Below are 18,700 nucleotides of genomic sequence, written 5' to 3' on the forward strand. Positions count from 1 at the left end.
TTTGTCACACGAGGCCGCAAGAGGATCCTCTGGGGGAAGGGCAATCAATGGCGCGCAGTGCGCACAGCTGGAGACACCGCAGAAACGCCGTCGCCGCCTTGACGGCCGCGGGTCTGCTCGCCCTGGGGCTGGCGGCCCCGGGCACGGCGGCCGCCGGGGAGCCGCGCATCGATCTCAAAGTGCTGGTCGTGGACAACGGCGACAGCCCGGTCCGGGCCATCACCGCCCAGCTCAAAAGCACCGGCATCCCGTACAGCACCGTCGACCTGACCGACGCGAACCGCCCGACCATCACGGACGCGTTCCTCAGCGACACGGTGAACGGCACGCCCCGGGCCAAGTACCAGGGTGTCGTCCTGCCGGGCGAGGCCCCCTTCGGCGCGGACTCCGCCGAGCAGACCGCGCTGGAGAACTACGAGCGGACCTACGGCATCCCGCAGGTCGACGCCTACACCTGGGCCCACCCGGGCGTCGGCCTCGACTACACCAGCGAGGGCGGCTGGGCCGGCACCCTCGACGGACGGGCGGCGTCCGTCACGCCCGAGGGCAAGGCGGGGTATTTCGGCTATCTCGACGGCGCCTTCACCTTCGAGGACAACGACCCGGCCGTACAGGAGAGCTACGGCTACGTCGCCCGGCCCCGCACCGGCTTCACCAGCTATGTCGACATCCCTGTGCCCGCCGGCTCCGGGCGCGGCAGCCTGATCGGCGAGTACAGCCACGACGGGCGCCGCGAACTCGTCGTCACCTTCGCGTACAACGAGTACCAGCAGCAGTTCCGGGTCCTTGCCCGCGGCATCGTCGAATGGCTGACCCAGGGCGTGCATCTGGGGCAGGCACGCAACTACTTCGCGGTGCACATCGACGACGTCTTCGCGCCCGACAGCCGCTGGGACACCGAGCACAACTGCACCCCCGGTGACTTCGACTGCGTGGGCGGTGACGGCGAGGGGACCACGCCGATCCGTATGACGGCCGAGGACGCGGTCCACGCCGCGCAGTGGCAGCGGGAGCACGGCTTCACGCTGGACATGGTCTACAACGCCGGCTCGGGCGAGGAGTGGAAGAGCGGGAACGGCGGCACCGACGCCCTCGCCGACCGACTGCTCGCCGACAAGGCGCAGTACCGCTGGATCAACCACACCTACACGCACGCGTTCCTCGGCTGCGTCCAGGACACCTCGACCGTGCCCTGGAGCTGCGCCAAGAACGCCGACGGCTCGACCCGGTACATGAGCCGCGCGGACATCTCCGCCCAGATCAGGAACAACTACAACTGGGGCGTCACCAAGGGGCTCCCGCTCGACCGCACGGAGCTCGTGACCGGCGAGCACTCGGGCCTGAAGACCCTGCCGCAGCAGCCCGCCGACAACCCCAACCTGGCCGGCGCCCTCGCCGACAACGGCGTCAAGTGGATCGCCTCGGACAACTCCCGTGAGCCCGACCAGCGTCCGGTCGGCGCCGCGCTGACCGTGCCCCGGCACCCGATGAACGTCTACTACAACGTGGGTACCGAGGACGAGATGGTCGACGAGTACAACTGGGTCTACACCTCCACGGCCGACGGCGGCAGCGGCGTCTGCGAGAACAACCCGTCTTCCACCTGCCTGGACGACCCGCTGGACCCGGCCACCGGATACGACGAGTACATCGCCCCGCGGGAGGCCCGCACCGCCCTCGGGCACGCGATCAGCAACGACCCGCGCCCCCACTACGCCCACCAGTCCAACCTGGCCGAGGACCGGACGCTGTACCCGGTCCTGGACCAGGTGCTCGCCGACTACCACGCGCTCTTCGCCGACAACACCCCGGTGGAGAACCTCGCGCAGAGCGCCATCGGCACCGAGCTGCAGCGCCGCGCCGCCTGGCGGACCGCTCTCGCGAACGGCTCCGTCACGGCGTACCGCATCGGCAACACCGTCACTGTCACGGCCCCGTCCGGGACCCGGATCCCGGTGACCGCACCGGAAGGGACCACCAAGCAACTCCTCATCGGCACCACCGCGTTCGGGACGCCGTACGCGGGGAAGCGTTCGGCCTGGACCACGCCCGAACTGCTGCAGTCCGCTCTCAGGCTGAATCTGCCCTCGTAGTGCAGTGCCGGGCGCACCCCGGTCCCGACGACCTACCGGCCGGGGTGCGTTTCAGAGGCGTAGCACCACCTTTTGTTCCACAGGGGGGAACTCGCATGATGCGCACAGGCCGTCATGTCACCATGCTCACCGAAGGCACCTACCCGCATGTCCACGGCGGAGTCAGCACCTGGTGCGACCAGCTCGTCAAGGGCATGCCGGAGGTCGACTTCCACATCGTGTCGCTCACCGGAACCGGCCGCGAACCCGTCACCTGGGAGCTGCCGCCCAACGTCTGCCGGCACACCTCCGTACCGACCTGGGGCCCGCGTCCGGGGCGCACACGCGCGCCGTACGGCAGGGCCCGGCGCCGTTTCACCGACTCCTACGAGCGTTTCCTGCTCTCCTTCCTCGACCCCGAGGCCGACTGCGACTTCGGTGAGGCCCTGTACGAGCTGGCCGAACTCGCCCGTGACGGACGCCTGTCGGCGGCCCTGCGCACGGAATCCGCACTGCGGTCACTGATGTGGATATGGACGATGCCGCATCTGCCGACCGCGGCCGCCCGCCCCACCGTCCACGACGCCCTGACCGCGACCGACCTGCTGGAACACGCCTTGCGCCCCCTCGGGATCCGCATCCCCGAGGACTCCGTCGCCCACGCGGTGAGCAGCGGCCTCGCGACCCTCCCGGCCCTCGCCGCCCGCAAGCTGGACGGCGTGCCCTTCCTCCTCACCGAGCACGGCATCTATCTGCGCGAGCGCTATCTCGGCTACCGCAGCGACGCCCAGCGCTGGCCGGTGAAGGCGTTCATGCTCGGCTTCTACCGGGAGCTGAACTCACTCGGTTACCGGACGGCCGACCTGATCACCCCCTGCAACCAGTACAACCGCCGCTGGGAGGAGCGCGGCGGCGCCGACGCCGACAAGATCCGCACCGTCTACAACGGCGTCGACCCGCACGCCTTCCCGCACGCCGGCCCCGAGCCCGAGGTCCCCACCCTCACCTGGTGCGGCCGCGTCGACCCCATCAAGGACCTGGAGACCCTGCTGCGGGCCTACGACATGGTCCGCGCCGAACTCCCCGAGACCCGCCTGCGCCTGTTCGGTCCCGTCCCACCCGGCGGCGAGGCCTACCGCACCAGGCTGGAGAAGCTCGCCGCCGAGCTGGGCGTGACGGACGGCCTGACCTTCGAGGGCCGTATCGGCGAGGTCTGGCGCGCCTACGCCGCCGGTCACGTCGTCATGCTGTCGTCCATCTCCGAGGGCTTCCCGTTCTCCATCATCGAGGCGATGTCCTGCGGCCGTACGACGGTCTCCACGGACGTCGGGGGAGTGCGCGAGGCCGTCGGCGACACCGGTCTGGTGGTCCCGCCGCGCGAGCCGGAGAAGATGGCGGCGGCGGCGCTGACCCTGCTCCGGGACGACGAGCGACGCCTGGAACTGGGGGAGTTGTCCCGTCAGCGAGTGATCGACCGCTTCACGCTGCGCCGCTCCGTGGACAATTTCCGGACGATCTACCTGGAGCTCGCGGGCAGCGCCGAGGTGTACGAGCCCACGCTGGAGACGGTCGCCGACTGGACCCTCGAACTGCGCGACCCCTGGTACGAGAAAGTCGCGACGGACGGAACCGGCTGGTGAGCGGAAGCCTCTGGATGCCGCCCGGCTCCCGCCCCGACACCCTGCCCGCGATCCCGCGCCGGCGCACCACACCCGGCTGGGCGCAGCCCGACCCCCTCGACGAACTCGCCGAACGCCTCGACGACTTCATCGCCGCCGCCGTCCACCCCGACGAGATCGCCGCGCTGCTGGAGTCCGACGGCCTGTCCGACGACCAGATACGCGAGCGCTACGGCGTCAAGAACTCCTTCGCCCTCGCCGAGGAGCTGTACGAGCGAGTCGAGCGCCGCTACCCGGAGCCGGAAGGGCCGGTCCACGACCCCTGGCAGGTGGGCCTGCTCGGCTGCCTTCTGCGCGGCGTGGTCTTCGCCCTGCCCGGCCTCGGCTACGTCCTCGGCGCCCCCCTGATCGCCGGCCCGCGGGACGACTTCGGCCTCCCCGCCGGCACGGTCCCGCTGCTGGCCAGTGCCTTGGTCGGCTGGATGTGGAACCAGGGACTCGCCCATCGGGCGTACAGGTGGCTGGGGTTGGGCGACCGCAGTGCCGCCCGCCGCGCTCTGCTCCTGGGCGCCCCGGTCGGTGCGCTGCTCGGCGCCCTGGTGGCCCTGACGGTCGCGGGCGCCGCCCACCCGGCCGCCGTGGCTTTCGCGGCCGGCCAGTCGGTGTACCTGGGCGCGGCTACGGCCCTGTTGGTGATGGGCCGCGAACGGGCTTTGCTGACCGCGTTGTTGCCGATGACGGCAGGTGCGGTACTGGCGCTGGCCCACCCGGTGCCGGACGCCGCACGTCTCACCCTTCTCTTGGGTTCGCTTGCTGTGGTAGCACTTCTAGGCCTACGCGAGGTGGCACCCCCCAAGGGGCGCGGGGCTGTATGGGATATGCGGCTACCGCCGCGCGGGCGCGATCAACCACATCGAACCCGCAGCCGCCACACGACAATGGGTCCCCCTCTCTTAGGCTCCCTTCCCTACTCCCTCTTCGGCCTGGCCACCGGCGTCCTAGTCCTCCACACGGCCCTGGGCGACATCCTCACCGGCGAGCAGCACAGCGCCCCCGCCGCCGTCGCCCTCACCCTCAGCATGGGCCCCGCCGAATGGCTCCTGTACCGCTTCCGCAGCGGCAGCCTCGCCGGACTGCGCTCCAGCAGCACACCGACGGCCTTCTGGCGAACCACGGCGGTCACGCTCGTCGAGTGTCTGTCGGCCTACCTGCTCTCCCTGCTCGCCCTGAGCCTCGCCACCTCCGCCCTGTGGCCGCAGGCCCCCGGCATCGCCGGCGTCCGCCTCGCCGGTCTGCTCCTGCTGGGCGTGGTCCTGTGGACGGGCCTGCTCCTGCAGTCCTTCGGCGCGGTGCTCGGCGCCGCAGCGATCTGCTGCGCGGCAGCCCTCGCCCAGACGGTGACCCTGGTGACCCACTCGGGCAGCCCGCACTGGGCCGCCCTGATCGTGCACGGGACCGCAGCGTTGGCCCAAGTGGCCCTCGTCTGCGCCCTGTTGGGGAGAGTGACCGCCCACCGATGAGCGAACTACTGGTCCCCTACTACGAGCACCCGTCCGCCCGCCCCGCCGAATGGGACGCGATCATCATGGCCGCGCCCCACCTCTACGGCGTCGTCCTGAACCCGGCCAGCGGCCCCGGCGAGGCCCCCGACCCGGCCTTCGTCGAGGTCGCGGACCGGCTCCGGACCGCGGACGTGCGGGTGCTCGGCTACGCCGACACCGACTACGGCCGCCGACCGCACGCCGACGTCGTACGCGACATCGCCCGGCACCGCGACTGGTACGGCGCGGACGGCGTCTTCCTCGACCAAGTCGCCGCGGGACGCGAGGAGTTCGGGTACTACCAGCGGCTCGCGACGGCGGCCTGGGGCGCCGGCTGCGGCACGCTCGCCCTGAACCACGGCACGACGCCGCACCCGTCGTACGCCAGGATCGCGGACGTCCTGGTCACCTTCGAGGGCACCTGGGCGTCGTACACCCGGCTCGGCCCGCGGCAGTGGCATGGCGGCACCCAAATGTCCGGAGTGCGCCTGTGTCATCTGGTGTACGGCGTCCCGGACGGCGTCGACGCGGCGGATCTGGCCCGCGCCCGCGGGGCCTGCGTGTACTGCGCGGTACCGGGGATGGGCGATCATCCTTGGGGTACGTTGCCGCACACTCTGGAGCCCTCTCGGTGAGACGCCTCATTCCGCTGGTTGTTCTGCCTCTTCTCCTCCTGGCGGGCTGCACGACGGCCCCTGACGGCGCCGACGACGGCGAGGGCGGTCCGAGCGGCTCGCGCTGGCAGCCGCGGCCCGGCACGGCCTGGCAGTGGCAGCTCCGCGGCCGTATCGACACATCCGTCGACGTGCCGGTCTACGACATCGACGGCTTCGACCAGTCCGAGAAGACCGTCGCCGCGCTGCACCGCGAGGACCGCAAGGTCATCTGCTACCTCTCCACCGGTGCCTGGGAGGACTGGCGCCCCGACGCCGGGAAGTTCCCGAAGTCGGTGATCGGCAAGGGCAACGGCTGGGAGGGCGAGCGCTGGCTCGACATCCGGCGCCTGGACGTCCTGGAACCCCTCATGGCGGCCCGCCTGGACATGTGCCGCGAGAAGGGCTTCGACGCGGTGGAGCCCGACAACATGGACGGCTACAAGAACCGCACGGGCTTCCCGCTGAAGGCCCGTGACCAGCTCCGCTACAACCGTCTGATCGCCGGGCTCGCCCACGAGCGGGGCATGGCGGTCGGCCTGAAGAACGACCTGGACCAGATCCCGGAGCTGGTGGACGACTTCGACTTCGCGGTCAACGAGCAGTGCGCGCAGTACGGGGAATGCGCGGCCCTGAGCCCCTTCGTGAAGGCGGACAAGGCGGTGTTCCACGTCGAGTACGAGGTCCCGACGCGCAGCTTCTGCGCTCAGTCGCGTCGCCTGAAGCTGAGTTCGATGCTGAAGAAGTACGAGCTGGGGGTGTGGCGCCGGGTGTGCTGAGCGGACCTAGTCCGCGTCCGTCAGCGCATCCAGGTCGAAGTCCTCCTCCTGTCCGGCGAGTTGGTCGTCGCACCATCTGAGCTCGGCCTTGAGCTCGGCCCGCCGCTGCGCGGACAGGGCCTTGTGCTCGAGTAGGCCGCGCAGCGCATCCCTGCGGATCTGGAGGTGCACCGGGCGCTTGGGGCTGACGAACTTGGTGGTGTAGTCGAGAGCCGTCTCATAGTCCTGCTCGGCGATGCACAGCCTGGCCCGCAGACCGGTGCGGATGTCCCGTCGCTGTCGGTGGAACGCCTGGTCCAGGCGGTCGAGAGCTTCACGCGCCTCAGCGATATGAGACGTGCGCAGCGCGCACATCGCGTAGTGGGCAAGGACCTCGAACCGTACGTTCTCGGACTGGCTCACCGCCTGCTCGGCAAACTCGTACGCCCGGTCCATGTGCCCGAACAGGTATTCCACCCGAGATGTGCGGTGGCTGACCATGTCCCGCCGGTCGATGTCGGCCAGGCGCCGCAGCAGCTCCCTGACGGTCTTCTCGTCGCCGAGCTTGCACGCGATCTGGATCTTCAGGTCCACGACGTACCGGTTGTAGGGTTGCTTCTCCTCGGCGATGGAGATGTGCTCCTCGGCCTGCTTCAAGTCGTGCAGTCGCAGATGGCAGTCGGCCATGTCGCGATGAATGGCCATGCCGCCGCGGCCGTGGTCAAGAGCCTGCTGGTAGTGCCGAAGAGCTTGCCGGTGGTCCCCCCGGTTCCGTTCCAGGAACCCGAGCAGGAAGAAGGCGTCGCGGATCTGACCCCGCTTCTTCAGTTCCGCGATGTGCTTCTGGGCGTCGTCGTATTCGCTCAGTCTCACCTGGGAGCGAATGAGGGTCATACGGGCCTGGTGGAGGGTGGGATCGGTCTCCAGGACATCGCTCGCCAGCTGTACCGCCCGCTCATACTGCTGTTCGTGGTAGTAGTGCTCGGCCAGTTGTACGTGATCCGTCACCAGGGCGTAGGCCCGCGAGGTGGAGTCGCGCCCGGCGTTGTTGAAGGCGCGGAACAGCGTGCGTTGGAGAGCCAGGAAGTCGGTGCCGTCCTGGCTCTGGGCGAGGAAGGCGTCGAGGCCGGTGGCCACGGCCGTGTAGTCCGCCCTGGTGCACTGTCCGAACACATCCCGGATCGTGTCGGACGCCGGCCCGGACACCGCGTACCAACCGCCGGTGGTCGGGACGATGAGGGACACGTCGATGAGCCGGGTGAGCGCCGCTTCGAGTTCGCCGCCCGAAGCGCTGATGACCTGCCGCAGCACAGACAGCGGCAACGGGCTGTTGGCGTTCATGACGCGGAGGATGCGCATCTCCAGGGCGCTGAACTTGTTGTCTTTCAGATAGCGGGTGAACAGCCCCGCGCCGACCGTGGCCAGTACGCGGTCGCTGGCACCGAGATCGGGGCCGTACGCCTCGACGAGTTCGAGCGCATAAGTCACCGAGGGCGGATAGCCGCGAACCGCGGAGGTGATCTTCTTGACGGTAGGTGCCGTGAGGGGCATCTGGCGCGCTCTGGCCGCCAGTGCGACCAGACGACTTATGTCGGCGTCGTCCAGGGGTCGGAGATGGACCACGGTGGGCTGGGTCATGCCGCGGGCGGTGAAGGGCTGGCGCGCGGGCCGTCTGTGCGTCAGCAGGGCGATGACGATCTCCGGGTAGCTGTCCAGAGACTCGATGAGGTCGAGCACAAAGGGCGCCATGTCGCCGTCGTTGTCCAAGAGCCCGCCGATGTCGTTCAAAACGGGCATCTCGCGATAGCCGCAGATCTCGCGGAGCTTGCTCAGGACGAGGTCGAGGGCCTCCTGGCCGCCGAGCGCGGCGATCTCCTTGGTCCGCTTCAGGGACTCGTCCGGCATCTCCGAGGGGTCCACCTGAGCGGAGAGCTTCATGGCGAGGGCCTGGATGGTGTCTCCTGGCTCCACATCCGTAACCACAAGGCGTTCGAGGTCGAGGGACTCGCGGACCATTTTGGTCAACGCCGACTTCCGGCCTATGCCCGCGAGTCCGGTCACACAGGCGATCTGGGCCTCCGCGCCCGGTCCCGGGGCGGAATAGGCGTCCTGCAGGGCGGCGATCTCGGTCGCCCTGCCGACGAAGCGGGGGCTCTGGCCCTGACGGACAAGATCGTCGATGAGGCCCCCGATCTCCCGCGCCGCGGGTCTCGCCGCTGTGGCGGTGATGTGCTTGCTGCGGTTCAGCCAGTCGGGCAGGTCCTCGGGGGAGATGCGCTGATCGAGGCGGACGACGAGGGTGTTCTTGATCCGTCCCATCGCGGTCTGGAAGCGTGCCTCACGGATCTCGTGTGCCACCCAGGGAGATTCGAGGGCCGCCTTGCTCAGAAAGAGCACGAAGGCGGCGGACTCCTTGAGCGCGTCGTCTATAGAGCCGAGGATGTCCCCGCCCGCGGCGAAAGAGCGGTAGTCGATCCTGGCGAAGGCACGGCCAACCTTGGACGCCACTTCCCGGACGAAGTCGGCGTCCTTCGTCGAGTAGGAAAAGAATGCCTTGATCACTCGCCTGCCATTCCTCTCGACTGAGCCCGATGGACAGGCCTGCGAGGCACTTGCGCGCCCCCCTGGCCTCCAGACCCCGAAAGGATAGCGATCTATGGCTGCAGGAAGAGAGACATTGCCATCAACGCCGTTGTACCGCTGGTCTCTTCGAGCGCGCCGAACACGTCACCGGTCACCCCGCCGAATCTGCGAATGCAGCGCTGCAACAGGAATTCGGTGACGACGAGGGAGAGGGCGACCGCGAGGGCGGTGCGCGGGATGTCGTACGTCCCGAGCGGCGCTCCCGCCGCCGCGGCGACGCCCGTCACGGCCAGGGCGACGGCCACCGCACCGCGTACGGGGACGACGCCGGCCACCGCCGCGCCCAGCCCCTCCGGCCGCGCGGCGGGCACGCCGGCCCGGGCGGCCAGGGTGAGCGCGAGCCGGGCGGCGACGGCCGACACGACGGTGCCGAGGGCACCGCGGGCCCATGAGTCGCCGTACAGCTGGGAGAGGGCGGCCACCTGCGCGAACAGCACGAACACGAGCGTGATGACGCCGAAGGGCCCGATGTCCGACTGCTTCATGATCCGCAGCGCGTCCTCGGCGGGCTTGCCGCTGCCGAGCCCGTCGGCGGTGTCGGCGAGCCCGTCGAGATGCAGCCCGCGGGTGAGGACGGCGGGGACAGCGGCGGCGGCGACGGCGGCGAGGAGAGGACCGGCGCCGAGGAGCAGCAGCACCAGCGCGACGAGGGCGGCACCGCCACCGAGGACCACCCCGACGAGCGGTGCGCACAGCATCCCGCCGCGCGCCGCTTCCCGGTCCCACCGGCTCACCTCGACCGGGAGCACGCTCAGGGTGCCGAAGGCGAAACGGAGGCCGTGCAGACGGGGACCGTGCGGGGGTGGCGCGGGTGGCGGGGGCATGGACACGCCCGCAGACTAGCCCGGACGCCGTACCCGCCAGGCCGCCCACCCCTGGCGCGGACACACTGAAACCATGGGTGACTGGTGGCAGCGCAACATCATCGAACCGGGCAAACTCCCCCTACTCCTGGCACTGACCGCCTTCGTGGTCACCTTCCTCGTCACCCGCGTCATCACCCGCCTCATCCGCGCGGGCAAAGGGCCCTTCCGCAACATCGAGACCGGCGCCGTCCACATCCACCATGTGGTCCCCGGAGTCGTCCTCACGGTCATCGGCGGCTTCTGCGCGGTCGCCGGCGGACAGCACGGCTTCGGTGCGGCCGTGTCCGCCGTGCTCTTCGGCATGGGCACCGGCCTGGTCATGGACGAGTTCGCGCTGATCGTGCATCTGGACGACGTCTACTGGACCGAGGCCGGCCGCAAGAGCGTGGAGGTGGTCGTGCTCACCGCCGCCCTGGCCGGCCTGTTCCTCCTCGGCTTCGCACCCTTCGGGGTCAACGACCTCAGTGACGACGAGCTGCAGGACCGCGGGTCGGTGATCAGTACGGTCCTGGTGAACTTCCTCTTCGCCCTGATCGCCCTCGCCAAGGGCAAGGCCCGCATCGCGATTTTCGGGGTGATCATCCCCTTCATCGCCCTGTTCGGAGCCATCCGTCTGGCCCGCCCCACCTCCCCCTGGGCGAAACGCTTCTACCGTCGCCGTCCGCGCGCCCGCGCCAAGGCCCAGCTGCGCGCCTTCCACCACGACCGGCGCTGGGCGGGCCCCAGCCGCAAAGTTCAGGACTGGATCGGCGGCGCGCCCGACGCGGACCGGGCCCTGGAACGCCGCTGAAGCATCGCCGCCCACCCGCACAGCACCAGCACCGCCGCGATCGCCGCCAGGTGCTCCTTCCCGGCGAGGTTCTCCTTCAGCACGACCTCGACGACCATCGCCACGATCACCGCACCGGCCGTGACATACGCGCCGTAGCGCCATCCGAGGAACACGGCGAGACCCACCACCGCCGCCGACGGTCCCGTGTCCACGACCCGCGCGTCCGAGGCGGGCAGCCCGATCGGGTAGTCCGGGCCGAGCGCGATGCCCACGCGCGCGTACAGGGTTCCGGCGAGGGTCGCGACGTAGGCGATGACGAGCGTCCGCCACCGGCCCAGACAGAGCTCGGCGATCCCGAACACGAGCAGGATCTGCGCGAGCGCACCCCACACCGGCAGGTCGAGGGCGGGCACGAACAACGACAGCGGCGTCCGCAGGAGCGCGAGCCACAGCGGATCCTCGGCCTTCACCGCCCCGAGGTTCTGTACGACCTGATAGCCCCAGGACTGGTTCTGCACGACCTGCACGAGCCCGGTCAGACAAACCGCCCCGGCGGTCATCGGCACGGCCCGCCACCGCCGCTCCACCAACGGCCCCCGTACGGCGAGGTACAACGCCCCCCACTCGGCGCGGGCCCAGCGACCGAGGGTGTTCATCATGAGTGGCGATCATATGGGCACAGTCACGACGAACCGCCCTTTTCCGCGTCGCCGTGACGGGGCAGTCCGGCGGCGCCGAACTGCCCGCGCCCCGTCACTCCGTCTCTGACTGCTCCTTCTGCTCCTGCACCTGCTGCTGTTTCTCCGCCTCCGGCTCCATGGCCTCCGGCGTCTCCGGCTCCTTCGGCTTCTCCGGCAGCTCCGCGGCCAGCGCGGCGGCGGCCTGCACCATGGGGAGGGCCAGCAGTCCTCCGGCCCCCTCCCCGACCCTCACACCCTGGTCGAGCAGCGGCTCCAGGGCCATCCGGTCCAGCGCCTTCGCCTGCCCCGGCTCCCCGCTGTTGTGTGCGGCCAGCCACCAGTCCGGCGCCCGGAAGGCGATCCGCTGCCCCACCAGCGCACAGGCGGCGACCACGACCCCGTCCAGCACGACCGGCATCTTCCGCACCGCGCTCTGCAGCAGGAACCCGGTGATCGCGGCGAGGTCGGCCCCGCCCACCGTCGCGAGCAACTGCAGCTGATCCCCGAGCACGGGCCGCGCCCGGCGCAGGGCGTCCCGGATCGCCGCGCACTTGCGCATCCACACCAGGTCGTCGATGGCCAGGCCGCCCCGCCCGGTGACCACGGAGGCATCGGTCCCGCACAGCGCGGCGACCAGCACCCCGGCCGCCGTGGTCCCGCCGACGCTCACATCGCCGAGCACCACCAGATCCGTACCGGAGTCGGCCTCTTCGTCGGCCACCGCCACCCCGGCCCGGAAGGCGGCCTCCGCCTCCTCGAGCGTCAACGCGTCCTCGACATCGATACGACCGCTCCCGCGCCGCACCCGATGCCGTGCGACGGCCTCCGGCAGCGAGTCCGGGTCGCAGTCCAGCGCCATGTCGACGATGCGCACCGGAACCCCGAGCCGCCGCGCGAGCACGGACACCGGCCGGCCGCCCTCGAGGATCTCCCGCACCAACTCCCCGGCGCCGCCCGCCGCTCGCGCCGAGACACCCAGCTCGGCGACGCCGTGGTCACCGGCGAACAGCACGACCCGCGGCTGTTCGATCGGCCGCACCGGTACGGCCGACTGCGCCGCCGCCAGCCACTCACCCAGTTCGTCGAGGCGGCCCAGCGCCCCGGGCGGCACGATCTGACGCTCACGGCGCGCCTCGGCGTCCCGGCGCACCCCACCGTCGGGGCGCTCGATCAGATCAGTGAAGTCGTCGAGATTAAGCGAGCTCATTCGCCGAACAGTACCGGCACCGGTCGAACAGAACAGCGCCACATGGCTACTAGGCGCTCCGCTGGGAGTGCCGCGACAGTCCCGCGCCCCTTGGGGCGCTGCCGAACCGCAGTCGGCTTCGCCAGGTCCGCTTGGGGACTCCGCCACGTCACCGCCGCATCCGCGTGACGTCGTTGCACCCAAGATCGGCATCCCATACGTTCCGTTTTGCAGGGGATTGTCGGGGCATGCTCGCACCGTCCCGTCGTATGCCCCCCGCCGTACGCCCCCGCCATACGCCCACGCGCCCGGGAGCCGCCCATGACCGCGACCGCACCCCCCGAACGACCCCGCGCGGACTGCGCGTTCTCCCTCGGCGCATGCCGGGACCAGCCCTACGTCCCCCGGCACCTGGGGCTCACGCGGCTGCCGTCCGGCCGGCTGAGGGCGGCGGCCCGCGCGGTGCTGTCCTTCCCCGAGCCGGAGAGCTGGCTGGACGTGGGCACGGGGTACGCCCGTTTCCCGGAGGTGGCGAAGGAACTCTTCCCGTACACGGCGTTCGACGGCCTGGACCCGACTTACCGCGTCCTGCACGCACGCGTGGCCGAGCGGGTGGAGGAGGCCCACGTCGGCAATCTGACGGACGGCCGCATCAAGGCCCGCCTGCGGGCCCGCTACGACATCGTCAGCATGCTCCGCCACCTGGAACACACCCCGGACCCCCGCGAGGAGCTCCGCGCCGCCCTCACGGTCCTCAGACCCGGCGGCCTCCTCCTTCTCGAACTCCCCGACCCGCGTTGCGTGTTCGCCCTGCTGCTCGGCAGATGGTGGACCCCGCACAGCCGCCCGGGCCACCTGCACCTGATTCCGCTGGGCACACTCTGCCGGGAACTGGAGTCCCAGGGCTGCACGATCCTCTCCGCGGACCGCCGCACCCCGCACCTCCCGTACGACCTCGCGGCCACGACCTCGCGGGCGCTGTCGTTCTTCCTGCCCTCGCTGCTGTCCCGAGCGTGCGCGCCACTGGTGGCCGTGGCCTGGACGCTCGACCACATCCTGGCCCCCGTACTGCGCCACACCCGCTTCTCGAACACGTACCGCGTCATCGCCCGCAAGGACCCGACCGCACGGGCCTAACCCCGCAACACCAGCGCCTGCCCCGCTACCACCAGCACCACCTGCTCGCACTCCCCGGCGAACGCCGCGTTCAGCCGGCCCAGCTCGTCCCGGTACCGTCGCCCCGACGCCGTGGCCGGCACGATTCCCGACCCGACCTCGTTCGATACGGCGACCAGAGTCCGCCGCGTGGCCCGCACCGCCTCCGTCAGCTCCCGCACCCGTTCCCTCAGCGCCCGCTCCCCGCCGTCCGCCCACACCGCGTCGTCCCACGCCCCGACGGAGTCCATGGCGTCCGTCAGCCACAGGGACAGACAGTCGACGAGCAACGGCGCCCCGGCCTCGGCCAGCAGCGGCACCAGGTCGCACGTCTCGGCCGTACGCCATGACCCCGGCCGCCGCTCCCGGTGCGCGGCGACCCGCGCCGCCCACTCGGTGTCCCCGCTGCGGCTGCCCCCGGTCGCCACGTACAGCACATCGGGGAAGGCCTCCAACCGCCGCTCCGCCTCCACCGACTTCCCGGACCGGGCCCCGCCCAGCACCAGGGTCCGCCGCGGCACATCCGGCACGTCCTCGTACGCCCCCACCACCAGCGTCGCCCCGTCCGGCACCGCCCGCGCCCCCGCCGCGGCCAGCCGCCGCCGCAACTCGGCACCCGGCGGCACGTCATGGTCCAGATGGACGGCGATGACATCCGTCGTCGGCCCGACCGCGCCCACCGCCCGCAGCTTGGCCAGGGCGTCCGGCCGCCCCACGACATCGGCGACCACCATGTCGTACATCCCGACGGCCCCGTTCTCCAGCCCGGCCGGCGCGCCCCCCGGCGGCAGATACAGCAGCCGCTGCCCGCCCGGCCCGGTCACCGCGTACCCCGTGCCCGGCGAGTCCATCGCCACCGCCCGCACCCGATGCCCCGTCAGCAGCGTCAACTCCCGCCCGTCCGGCACCCGCCCGGGCTGCGGCAGGCCCGCCGGCACCTCGACGGCGGGCCCGTCGTGCGGATGCGACAGCAACACCTGCCGTACGCCCCCCAGCGAACGCCCCGCCCGAGCCGCCGCGAACGCCGCCCCGGGCGTCAGATCGAGCAACAGCGCCCCGTCGACGAGCAACGCGGTGGCCGCCCGCGCATCATCGCCGAGCGCGCCGGCACAGGCCGCACACGGACAGTCGGGGCGGGGGAGTCCCGCGGGGGCACCGGTGCCGAGGAGAGTCAGTTCCACGAAACTGATTTTCGCGTGTCTGCGCAGGTCTCGCGCATCCGGCTAGGCTCAGAACAGGAGCCGGACCAAGATCCGGCTCTTGCTCTGCACGTGCTGACACCTTGGAGGCGTACATGGCGGCATGGACGTGGCGGTTCGAGAAGGCCGACGGGGCGGAGGTCCAGCCCGCGGTGCAGCCCGAGGAGTTCACCACCCAGGGGGACGCCGAGTCCTGGGTCGGGGAGAACTGGAAGGCGCTGCTCGAGGGCGGTGCGGACCAGGTGCGGCTGTACGAGGACTCCACGGAGATCTACGGGCCGATGAGCCTGCACGCCGAGCAGGCCTAGGCGGAGGGGGGTGAGGGCCACACGGTCGTCCGGCCCTCGCCCCGCCCTCACGTCACTGCTCACCCAGCGTCACATCCACCGTCTTCTCATTGCCGTTGCGCGTGTACGTCACCGTCGTCCGCGCGCCCGGCCTGTCGGAGGCAAGCTCCTCGGAGAGTGAGGTGATGGTCGTGATGTCGGTGTCACCGAGCCGGGTGATGACGTCCCCGGGCTCGATTCCGGCCTTGTCGGCCGCCCCGCCCGCCATCACCTCGACCACGGCGACGCCCGCGACCTCGTAGTCGTCGTTCACGACCGTACGGCCGGTGATGCCGAGCGCCGCCCGGCCCGATTCGGTGACCCTGCCGTCCTTGACGATCTGGTCGGCGATCGTCCGCACCGTCGACGCCGGGATCGCGAACCCGATTCCGGGCGCCGCGCCCTCCCCGGCCCCCGGGAAGGTGGCCGCGAGGGTCGGGATGCCGATGACCCGCCCGTCGAGGTTCACCAGGGCGCCACCGCTGTTGCCGGGGTTGATCGCGGCCGACGTCTGCACCATGTTGGCGATCGTCGCGCCCGTGCCACCCCCGCTGCGGCCCTCGGTGACGGTCCGTCCGGTCGCCGACACGATGCCCTGCGTCACGCTGGACGACAGCCCCAGCGGTGAGCCCATGGCCAGCACGATCTGCCCGACCTCGACCTTCGCCGAGTCCCCGAACGCCGCCGCCTTCAGCCCCTTCGGCGCCTTGTCCAGCTTGATGACGGCGAGGTCCTGCTGCGGGTACGAGGAGACGAGCCGCGCGGTGAGCGTGTCCTCGCTGTTGGCGGTCGTCACCCGGAAGCTGTCCTCGTCCCCGACGACATGCGCGTTGGTGACGATGTGCCCCTGGCCGTCGTAGACCACGCCCGAGCCCAGATCATTCCTGGCCTGGATCTGCACGACGGATGGCAGAACGTCCTTGATCACCTTCAGATACCCGTCCTGGAGATCGTCGGCCGCCTCGACCGCCATCGGCACGGCGGCCTGCGTGGTCGTGTCCTCATCCCCTCCCGGGGACAGGGAGCCGGAACACCCGGAGAGAAGGGAGAGGAAGAGCCCGAGACAGCAGGAGAGGACGGCGACCGGAAAGGCCGACCGCAGGGCACGGAAACGGCGAGCGTCCATGCCCCGAGTCTCACCTCGGGTCCTGGCCCCGGCCCGTAGTGCTCACCCGAACGAGCCCGGCCGGGGATTGCGGGCGGGCGCGGGGCGAGGGAGCGATGGGCCTGGCCGGCCATTGCGGGACCCAGCCGCGCACTGCACACGGGTAACGGGTTCAGCCGCGTGCCCGCGTACGGATGGCGGGTTCAGCCGCGCGCGTGTGCATGGACAGCGGGTCCAGCCGTGCGCCGGCGCACGGCCAGGGGGTTCCGTCGTGAGCCCGCGCATGGGTGACGAGGTTCGGTCGTGTGCTCGCGTCCGGACAGCGGGTTCAGTCGTGCGCCCGCGTACGGACATCGGGTTTAGCCGCGCGCCTGTGCACGGATAGCGGGTTTCAGTCGCGCGCCCGTGCGCGGGCGAGGGGGCCAGCCGTGCGCCCGTGCACGGGTGACGGCTTCGGTCGTGCGCCCGCGTACGGACAACGGGTCCAGCCCTGCACCCGCGCACGGACAACGGGCTCAGCCCCGCACCCCGCACAGATGCAGCAACGCAGCGACGCTCCGATAGGGATCCGTCTTCCCGGCTCGCTCCTCGACCGCCAGCAACGCCTCCACGTCCGCCGGGATCTCCGCCCCGTCGACCGCCGTGTCGGTGAACACCCGCACCCCGTACCAGGCGTGCAGCGGCGCCGCGATGCCCGCGAGCGTCGCCGTCAGGTCCGTGAGCCGGTCCGCCCGTACGTCGAGCCCCAGCCGATTGCGGTACGCGGTGGTGTCGAAGGCGGCCAGCGCCCCGGCCCAGTCCCCGGCCAGTCCCGGCCGCATGGCCAGCGCGTCGCCGTTGCGCACCAGCAGCGACAGCAGTCCGCCCGGGGCGAGCATCCGGGCCAGCCCGGCCAGCAGCGGATCGGGCTCCTCGATGTACATCAGCACGCCATGGCACAGCACGACATCGAAGCTGCCCGGCAGAAAGTGGACGCCGGTGTCCCGTCCGTCCCCCTGGACGATGCGGACCCGCTCGCGGATCCCCTCGGGCTCGCGGGCGAGCTCCTCCCGGGCCGCGGCGATCATCTTCGGGTCCTGCTCGACGCCGGTCACCTGATGCCCGGCCCTGGCCAGGCGCAGCGCCTGCGTGCCCTGGCCCATGCCCACGTCGAGCACCCGCAGCCGCTGCCCGACCGGGAACCGCCCGGCTATCTGCTCGTCGAGCTGCCGGGCGACCAGCTCCTGTCGTACGACATTACGCAGCCCGCCCAATTTACTGAGCCAGGCGTCGGCCGCACCCCCGGTGAAAGCAGCTGCGCTCAGGGCCGCTCTCCGCGCTTGACCTGCGGCTTCGGCAGCCGGAGCCGGCGCATCTGCAGGGAACGCATCAGCGCGTAGGCGACGGCACCACGCTTGGGGGCGTCGGGGAAGCGCTCGGCGAGCTGCTTCTTCAGACGGAAGCCGGTGACGACCGAGTCGAGCACGATGAGCACGATCACGATCAGCCACAGCAGCAGCGCGATGTTCTGCAGCGCTGGAACCTGCACCATGCTCAGCACGAGGATGACCACGGCCATCGGCAGGAAGAACTCCGCGATGTTGAAGCGCGAGTCGATGAAGTCACGCGCGAACTTGCGGACCGGACCCTTGTCGCGGGCCGGCAGATACCGCTCGTCGCCCCCGGCCAGCGCCTGGCGCTGCTTCTCCAGGGCGGCCCGGCGCTCCTCGCGCTGGCGCTTGGCGGCATCCTTGCGCGTCATCGACGTGTTGGCCACGCTGCGACGCTGCGACTGGGCCTCACTGCGCTTGGGCGTGGGGCGGCCCTTCGGGGCCTCGGGGTGACGGGACTGAGTGGAGTCGGTCACCAGCGCCTTGTCGGCGGTCTGGGCCTTCTCTTCCTTGGCACGGCTACGGAACACAAAACCCAAGGGTACGGGGTACCGGGGCATGGACGTCAGCCCGGCGGGGAACGATCCGGCAACACCAGTCGTCGTAGGGGGACAGAGGGGACGTTGCAGACGGTTCGTTCGGCGGCCATCGGGAAGGCGCTCGGGCGGCACCGGGCGGACACTCATGGAACCCATTCATGAGTCCACCCATGAGCCACCCGGGAGTCACCTACTCCTTACGCCGGAGCGGGAGCG

Annotated in this window: 16 protein-coding genes; 8 read left to right on the plus strand and 8 right to left on the minus strand. The window is 70.9% G+C overall.

Annotated features, from left to right (window positions below):
- Positions 1–47: 47 nt before the first annotated feature.
- The 5 genes from ADL12_RS15565 to ADL12_RS15585 all read left to right on the plus strand — a co-directional run bounded on the left by ADL12_RS15565 (position 48) and on the right by ADL12_RS15585 (position 6,664).
- On the plus strand, positions 48–2,093 hold the full coding sequence (locus ADL12_RS15565) for a hypothetical protein (RefSeq protein ID WP_062702741.1): 2,046 nt from the start codon (positions 48–50) through the stop codon (positions 2,091–2,093).
- 95 nt (positions 2,094–2,188) lie between these two features.
- Positions 2,189–3,712 carry a GT4 family glycosyltransferase PelF gene (gene pelF, locus ADL12_RS15570; protein WP_062702743.1) on the plus strand — a complete coding sequence of 508 codons (1,524 nt, stop codon included), beginning with the start codon at positions 2,189–2,191 and terminating at the stop codon, positions 3,710–3,712.
- Entirely contained in the window at positions 3,709–5,211 is a 1,503-nt protein-coding gene (locus ADL12_RS15575) for a hypothetical protein (RefSeq protein ID WP_062702746.1), read from the plus strand. Before pelF ends, ADL12_RS15575 begins: the two co-directional genes overlap by 4 nt.
- A complete protein-coding gene (locus tag ADL12_RS15580) occupies positions 5,208–5,867 on the plus strand; it encodes a spherulation-specific family 4 protein (RefSeq protein ID WP_062702748.1) in 660 nt (219 codons plus the stop codon). Before ADL12_RS15575 ends, ADL12_RS15580 begins: the two co-directional genes overlap by 4 nt.
- Positions 5,864–6,664: an endo alpha-1,4 polygalactosaminidase gene (locus tag ADL12_RS15585; RefSeq protein WP_062702750.1), complete on the plus strand. Its 801-nt coding sequence runs from the start codon at positions 5,864–5,866 to the stop codon at positions 6,662–6,664. The genes ADL12_RS15580 and ADL12_RS15585 overlap by 4 nt, the downstream gene beginning before the upstream one ends.
- Before the next feature lie 6 nt (positions 6,665–6,670).
- Here ADL12_RS15585 and ADL12_RS15590 read toward each other — a convergent pair whose 3' ends face one another.
- Both ADL12_RS15590 and ADL12_RS15595 read right to left on the minus strand, forming a co-directional pair.
- Entirely contained in the window at positions 6,671–9,205 is a 2,535-nt protein-coding gene (locus ADL12_RS15590; protein WP_062702752.1) for a toll/interleukin-1 receptor domain-containing protein, read from the minus strand.
- 92 nt (positions 9,206–9,297) lie between these two features.
- The gene (locus ADL12_RS15595) at positions 9,298–10,110 is read right to left on the minus strand and encodes an adenosylcobinamide-GDP ribazoletransferase (protein WP_062702754.1); all 813 of its coding nucleotides are present in this window, start codon (positions 10,108–10,110) and stop codon (positions 9,298–9,300) included.
- A gap of 73 nt (positions 10,111–10,183) precedes the next feature.
- Here ADL12_RS15595 and ADL12_RS15600 point away from each other — a divergent pair, with 73 nt between their 5' ends.
- Positions 10,184–10,942 (plus strand): hypothetical protein, encoded by a 759-nt coding sequence (locus ADL12_RS15600; protein ID WP_062702757.1) that lies wholly within the window; start codon positions 10,184–10,186, stop codon positions 10,940–10,942.
- Here ADL12_RS15600 and ADL12_RS55575 read toward each other — a convergent pair.
- Together ADL12_RS55575 and cobT are read right to left on the minus strand one after the other, a co-directional pair.
- Complete coding sequence (locus ADL12_RS55575) at positions 10,888–11,580, minus strand: hypothetical protein (RefSeq protein WP_062702934.1); 693 nt, start codon at positions 11,578–11,580, stop codon at positions 10,888–10,890. The genes ADL12_RS15600 and ADL12_RS55575 overlap by 55 nt on opposite strands.
- 97 nt (positions 11,581–11,677) lie before the next feature.
- Positions 11,678–12,811, minus strand: a complete 1,134-nt coding sequence (gene cobT, locus ADL12_RS15610; RefSeq protein WP_062702759.1) for a nicotinate-nucleotide--dimethylbenzimidazole phosphoribosyltransferase — start codon at positions 12,809–12,811, stop codon at positions 11,678–11,680.
- 300 nt (positions 12,812–13,111) lie between these two features.
- Here cobT and ADL12_RS15615 point away from each other — a divergent pair, with 300 nt between their 5' ends.
- Positions 13,112–13,927: a class I SAM-dependent methyltransferase gene (locus ADL12_RS15615; RefSeq protein ID WP_062702761.1), complete on the plus strand. Its 816-nt coding sequence runs from the start codon at positions 13,112–13,114 to the stop codon at positions 13,925–13,927.
- Here ADL12_RS15615 and ADL12_RS15620 read toward each other — a convergent pair.
- A complete protein-coding gene (locus ADL12_RS15620) occupies positions 13,924–15,126 on the minus strand; it encodes a bifunctional adenosylcobinamide kinase/adenosylcobinamide-phosphate guanylyltransferase (RefSeq protein WP_062702763.1) in 1,203 nt (400 codons plus the stop codon). The genes ADL12_RS15615 and ADL12_RS15620 overlap by 4 nt on opposite strands.
- A gap of 113 nt (positions 15,127–15,239) precedes the next feature.
- Here ADL12_RS15620 and ADL12_RS15625 point away from each other — a divergent pair, with 113 nt between their 5' ends.
- Complete coding sequence (locus ADL12_RS15625) at positions 15,240–15,452, plus strand: hypothetical protein (RefSeq protein WP_062702765.1); 213 nt, start codon at positions 15,240–15,242, stop codon at positions 15,450–15,452.
- A gap of 52 nt (positions 15,453–15,504) precedes the next feature.
- Here ADL12_RS15625 and ADL12_RS15630 read toward each other — a convergent pair whose 3' ends face one another.
- From ADL12_RS15630 to ADL12_RS15640, 3 genes are all read right to left on the minus strand, one after another.
- Entirely contained in the window at positions 15,505–16,596 is a 1,092-nt protein-coding gene (locus tag ADL12_RS15630) for a S1C family serine protease (RefSeq protein ID WP_062702766.1), read from the minus strand.
- A gap of 494 nt (positions 16,597–17,090) precedes the next feature.
- On the minus strand, positions 17,091–17,795 hold the full coding sequence (locus ADL12_RS15635; protein WP_062702936.1) for a class I SAM-dependent methyltransferase: 705 nt from the start codon (positions 17,793–17,795) through the stop codon (positions 17,091–17,093).
- Positions 17,796–17,875: 80 nt separating this feature from the next.
- On the minus strand, positions 17,876–18,505 hold the full coding sequence (locus ADL12_RS15640; protein WP_079052062.1) for a DUF3043 domain-containing protein: 630 nt from the start codon (positions 18,503–18,505) through the stop codon (positions 17,876–17,878).
- Between the last annotated feature and the right edge of the window lie 195 nt (positions 18,506–18,700).

The organism is Streptomyces regalis, from assembly GCF_001509475.1.
GTDB lineage: Bacteria > Actinomycetota > Actinomycetes > Streptomycetales > Streptomycetaceae > Streptomyces > Streptomyces regalis.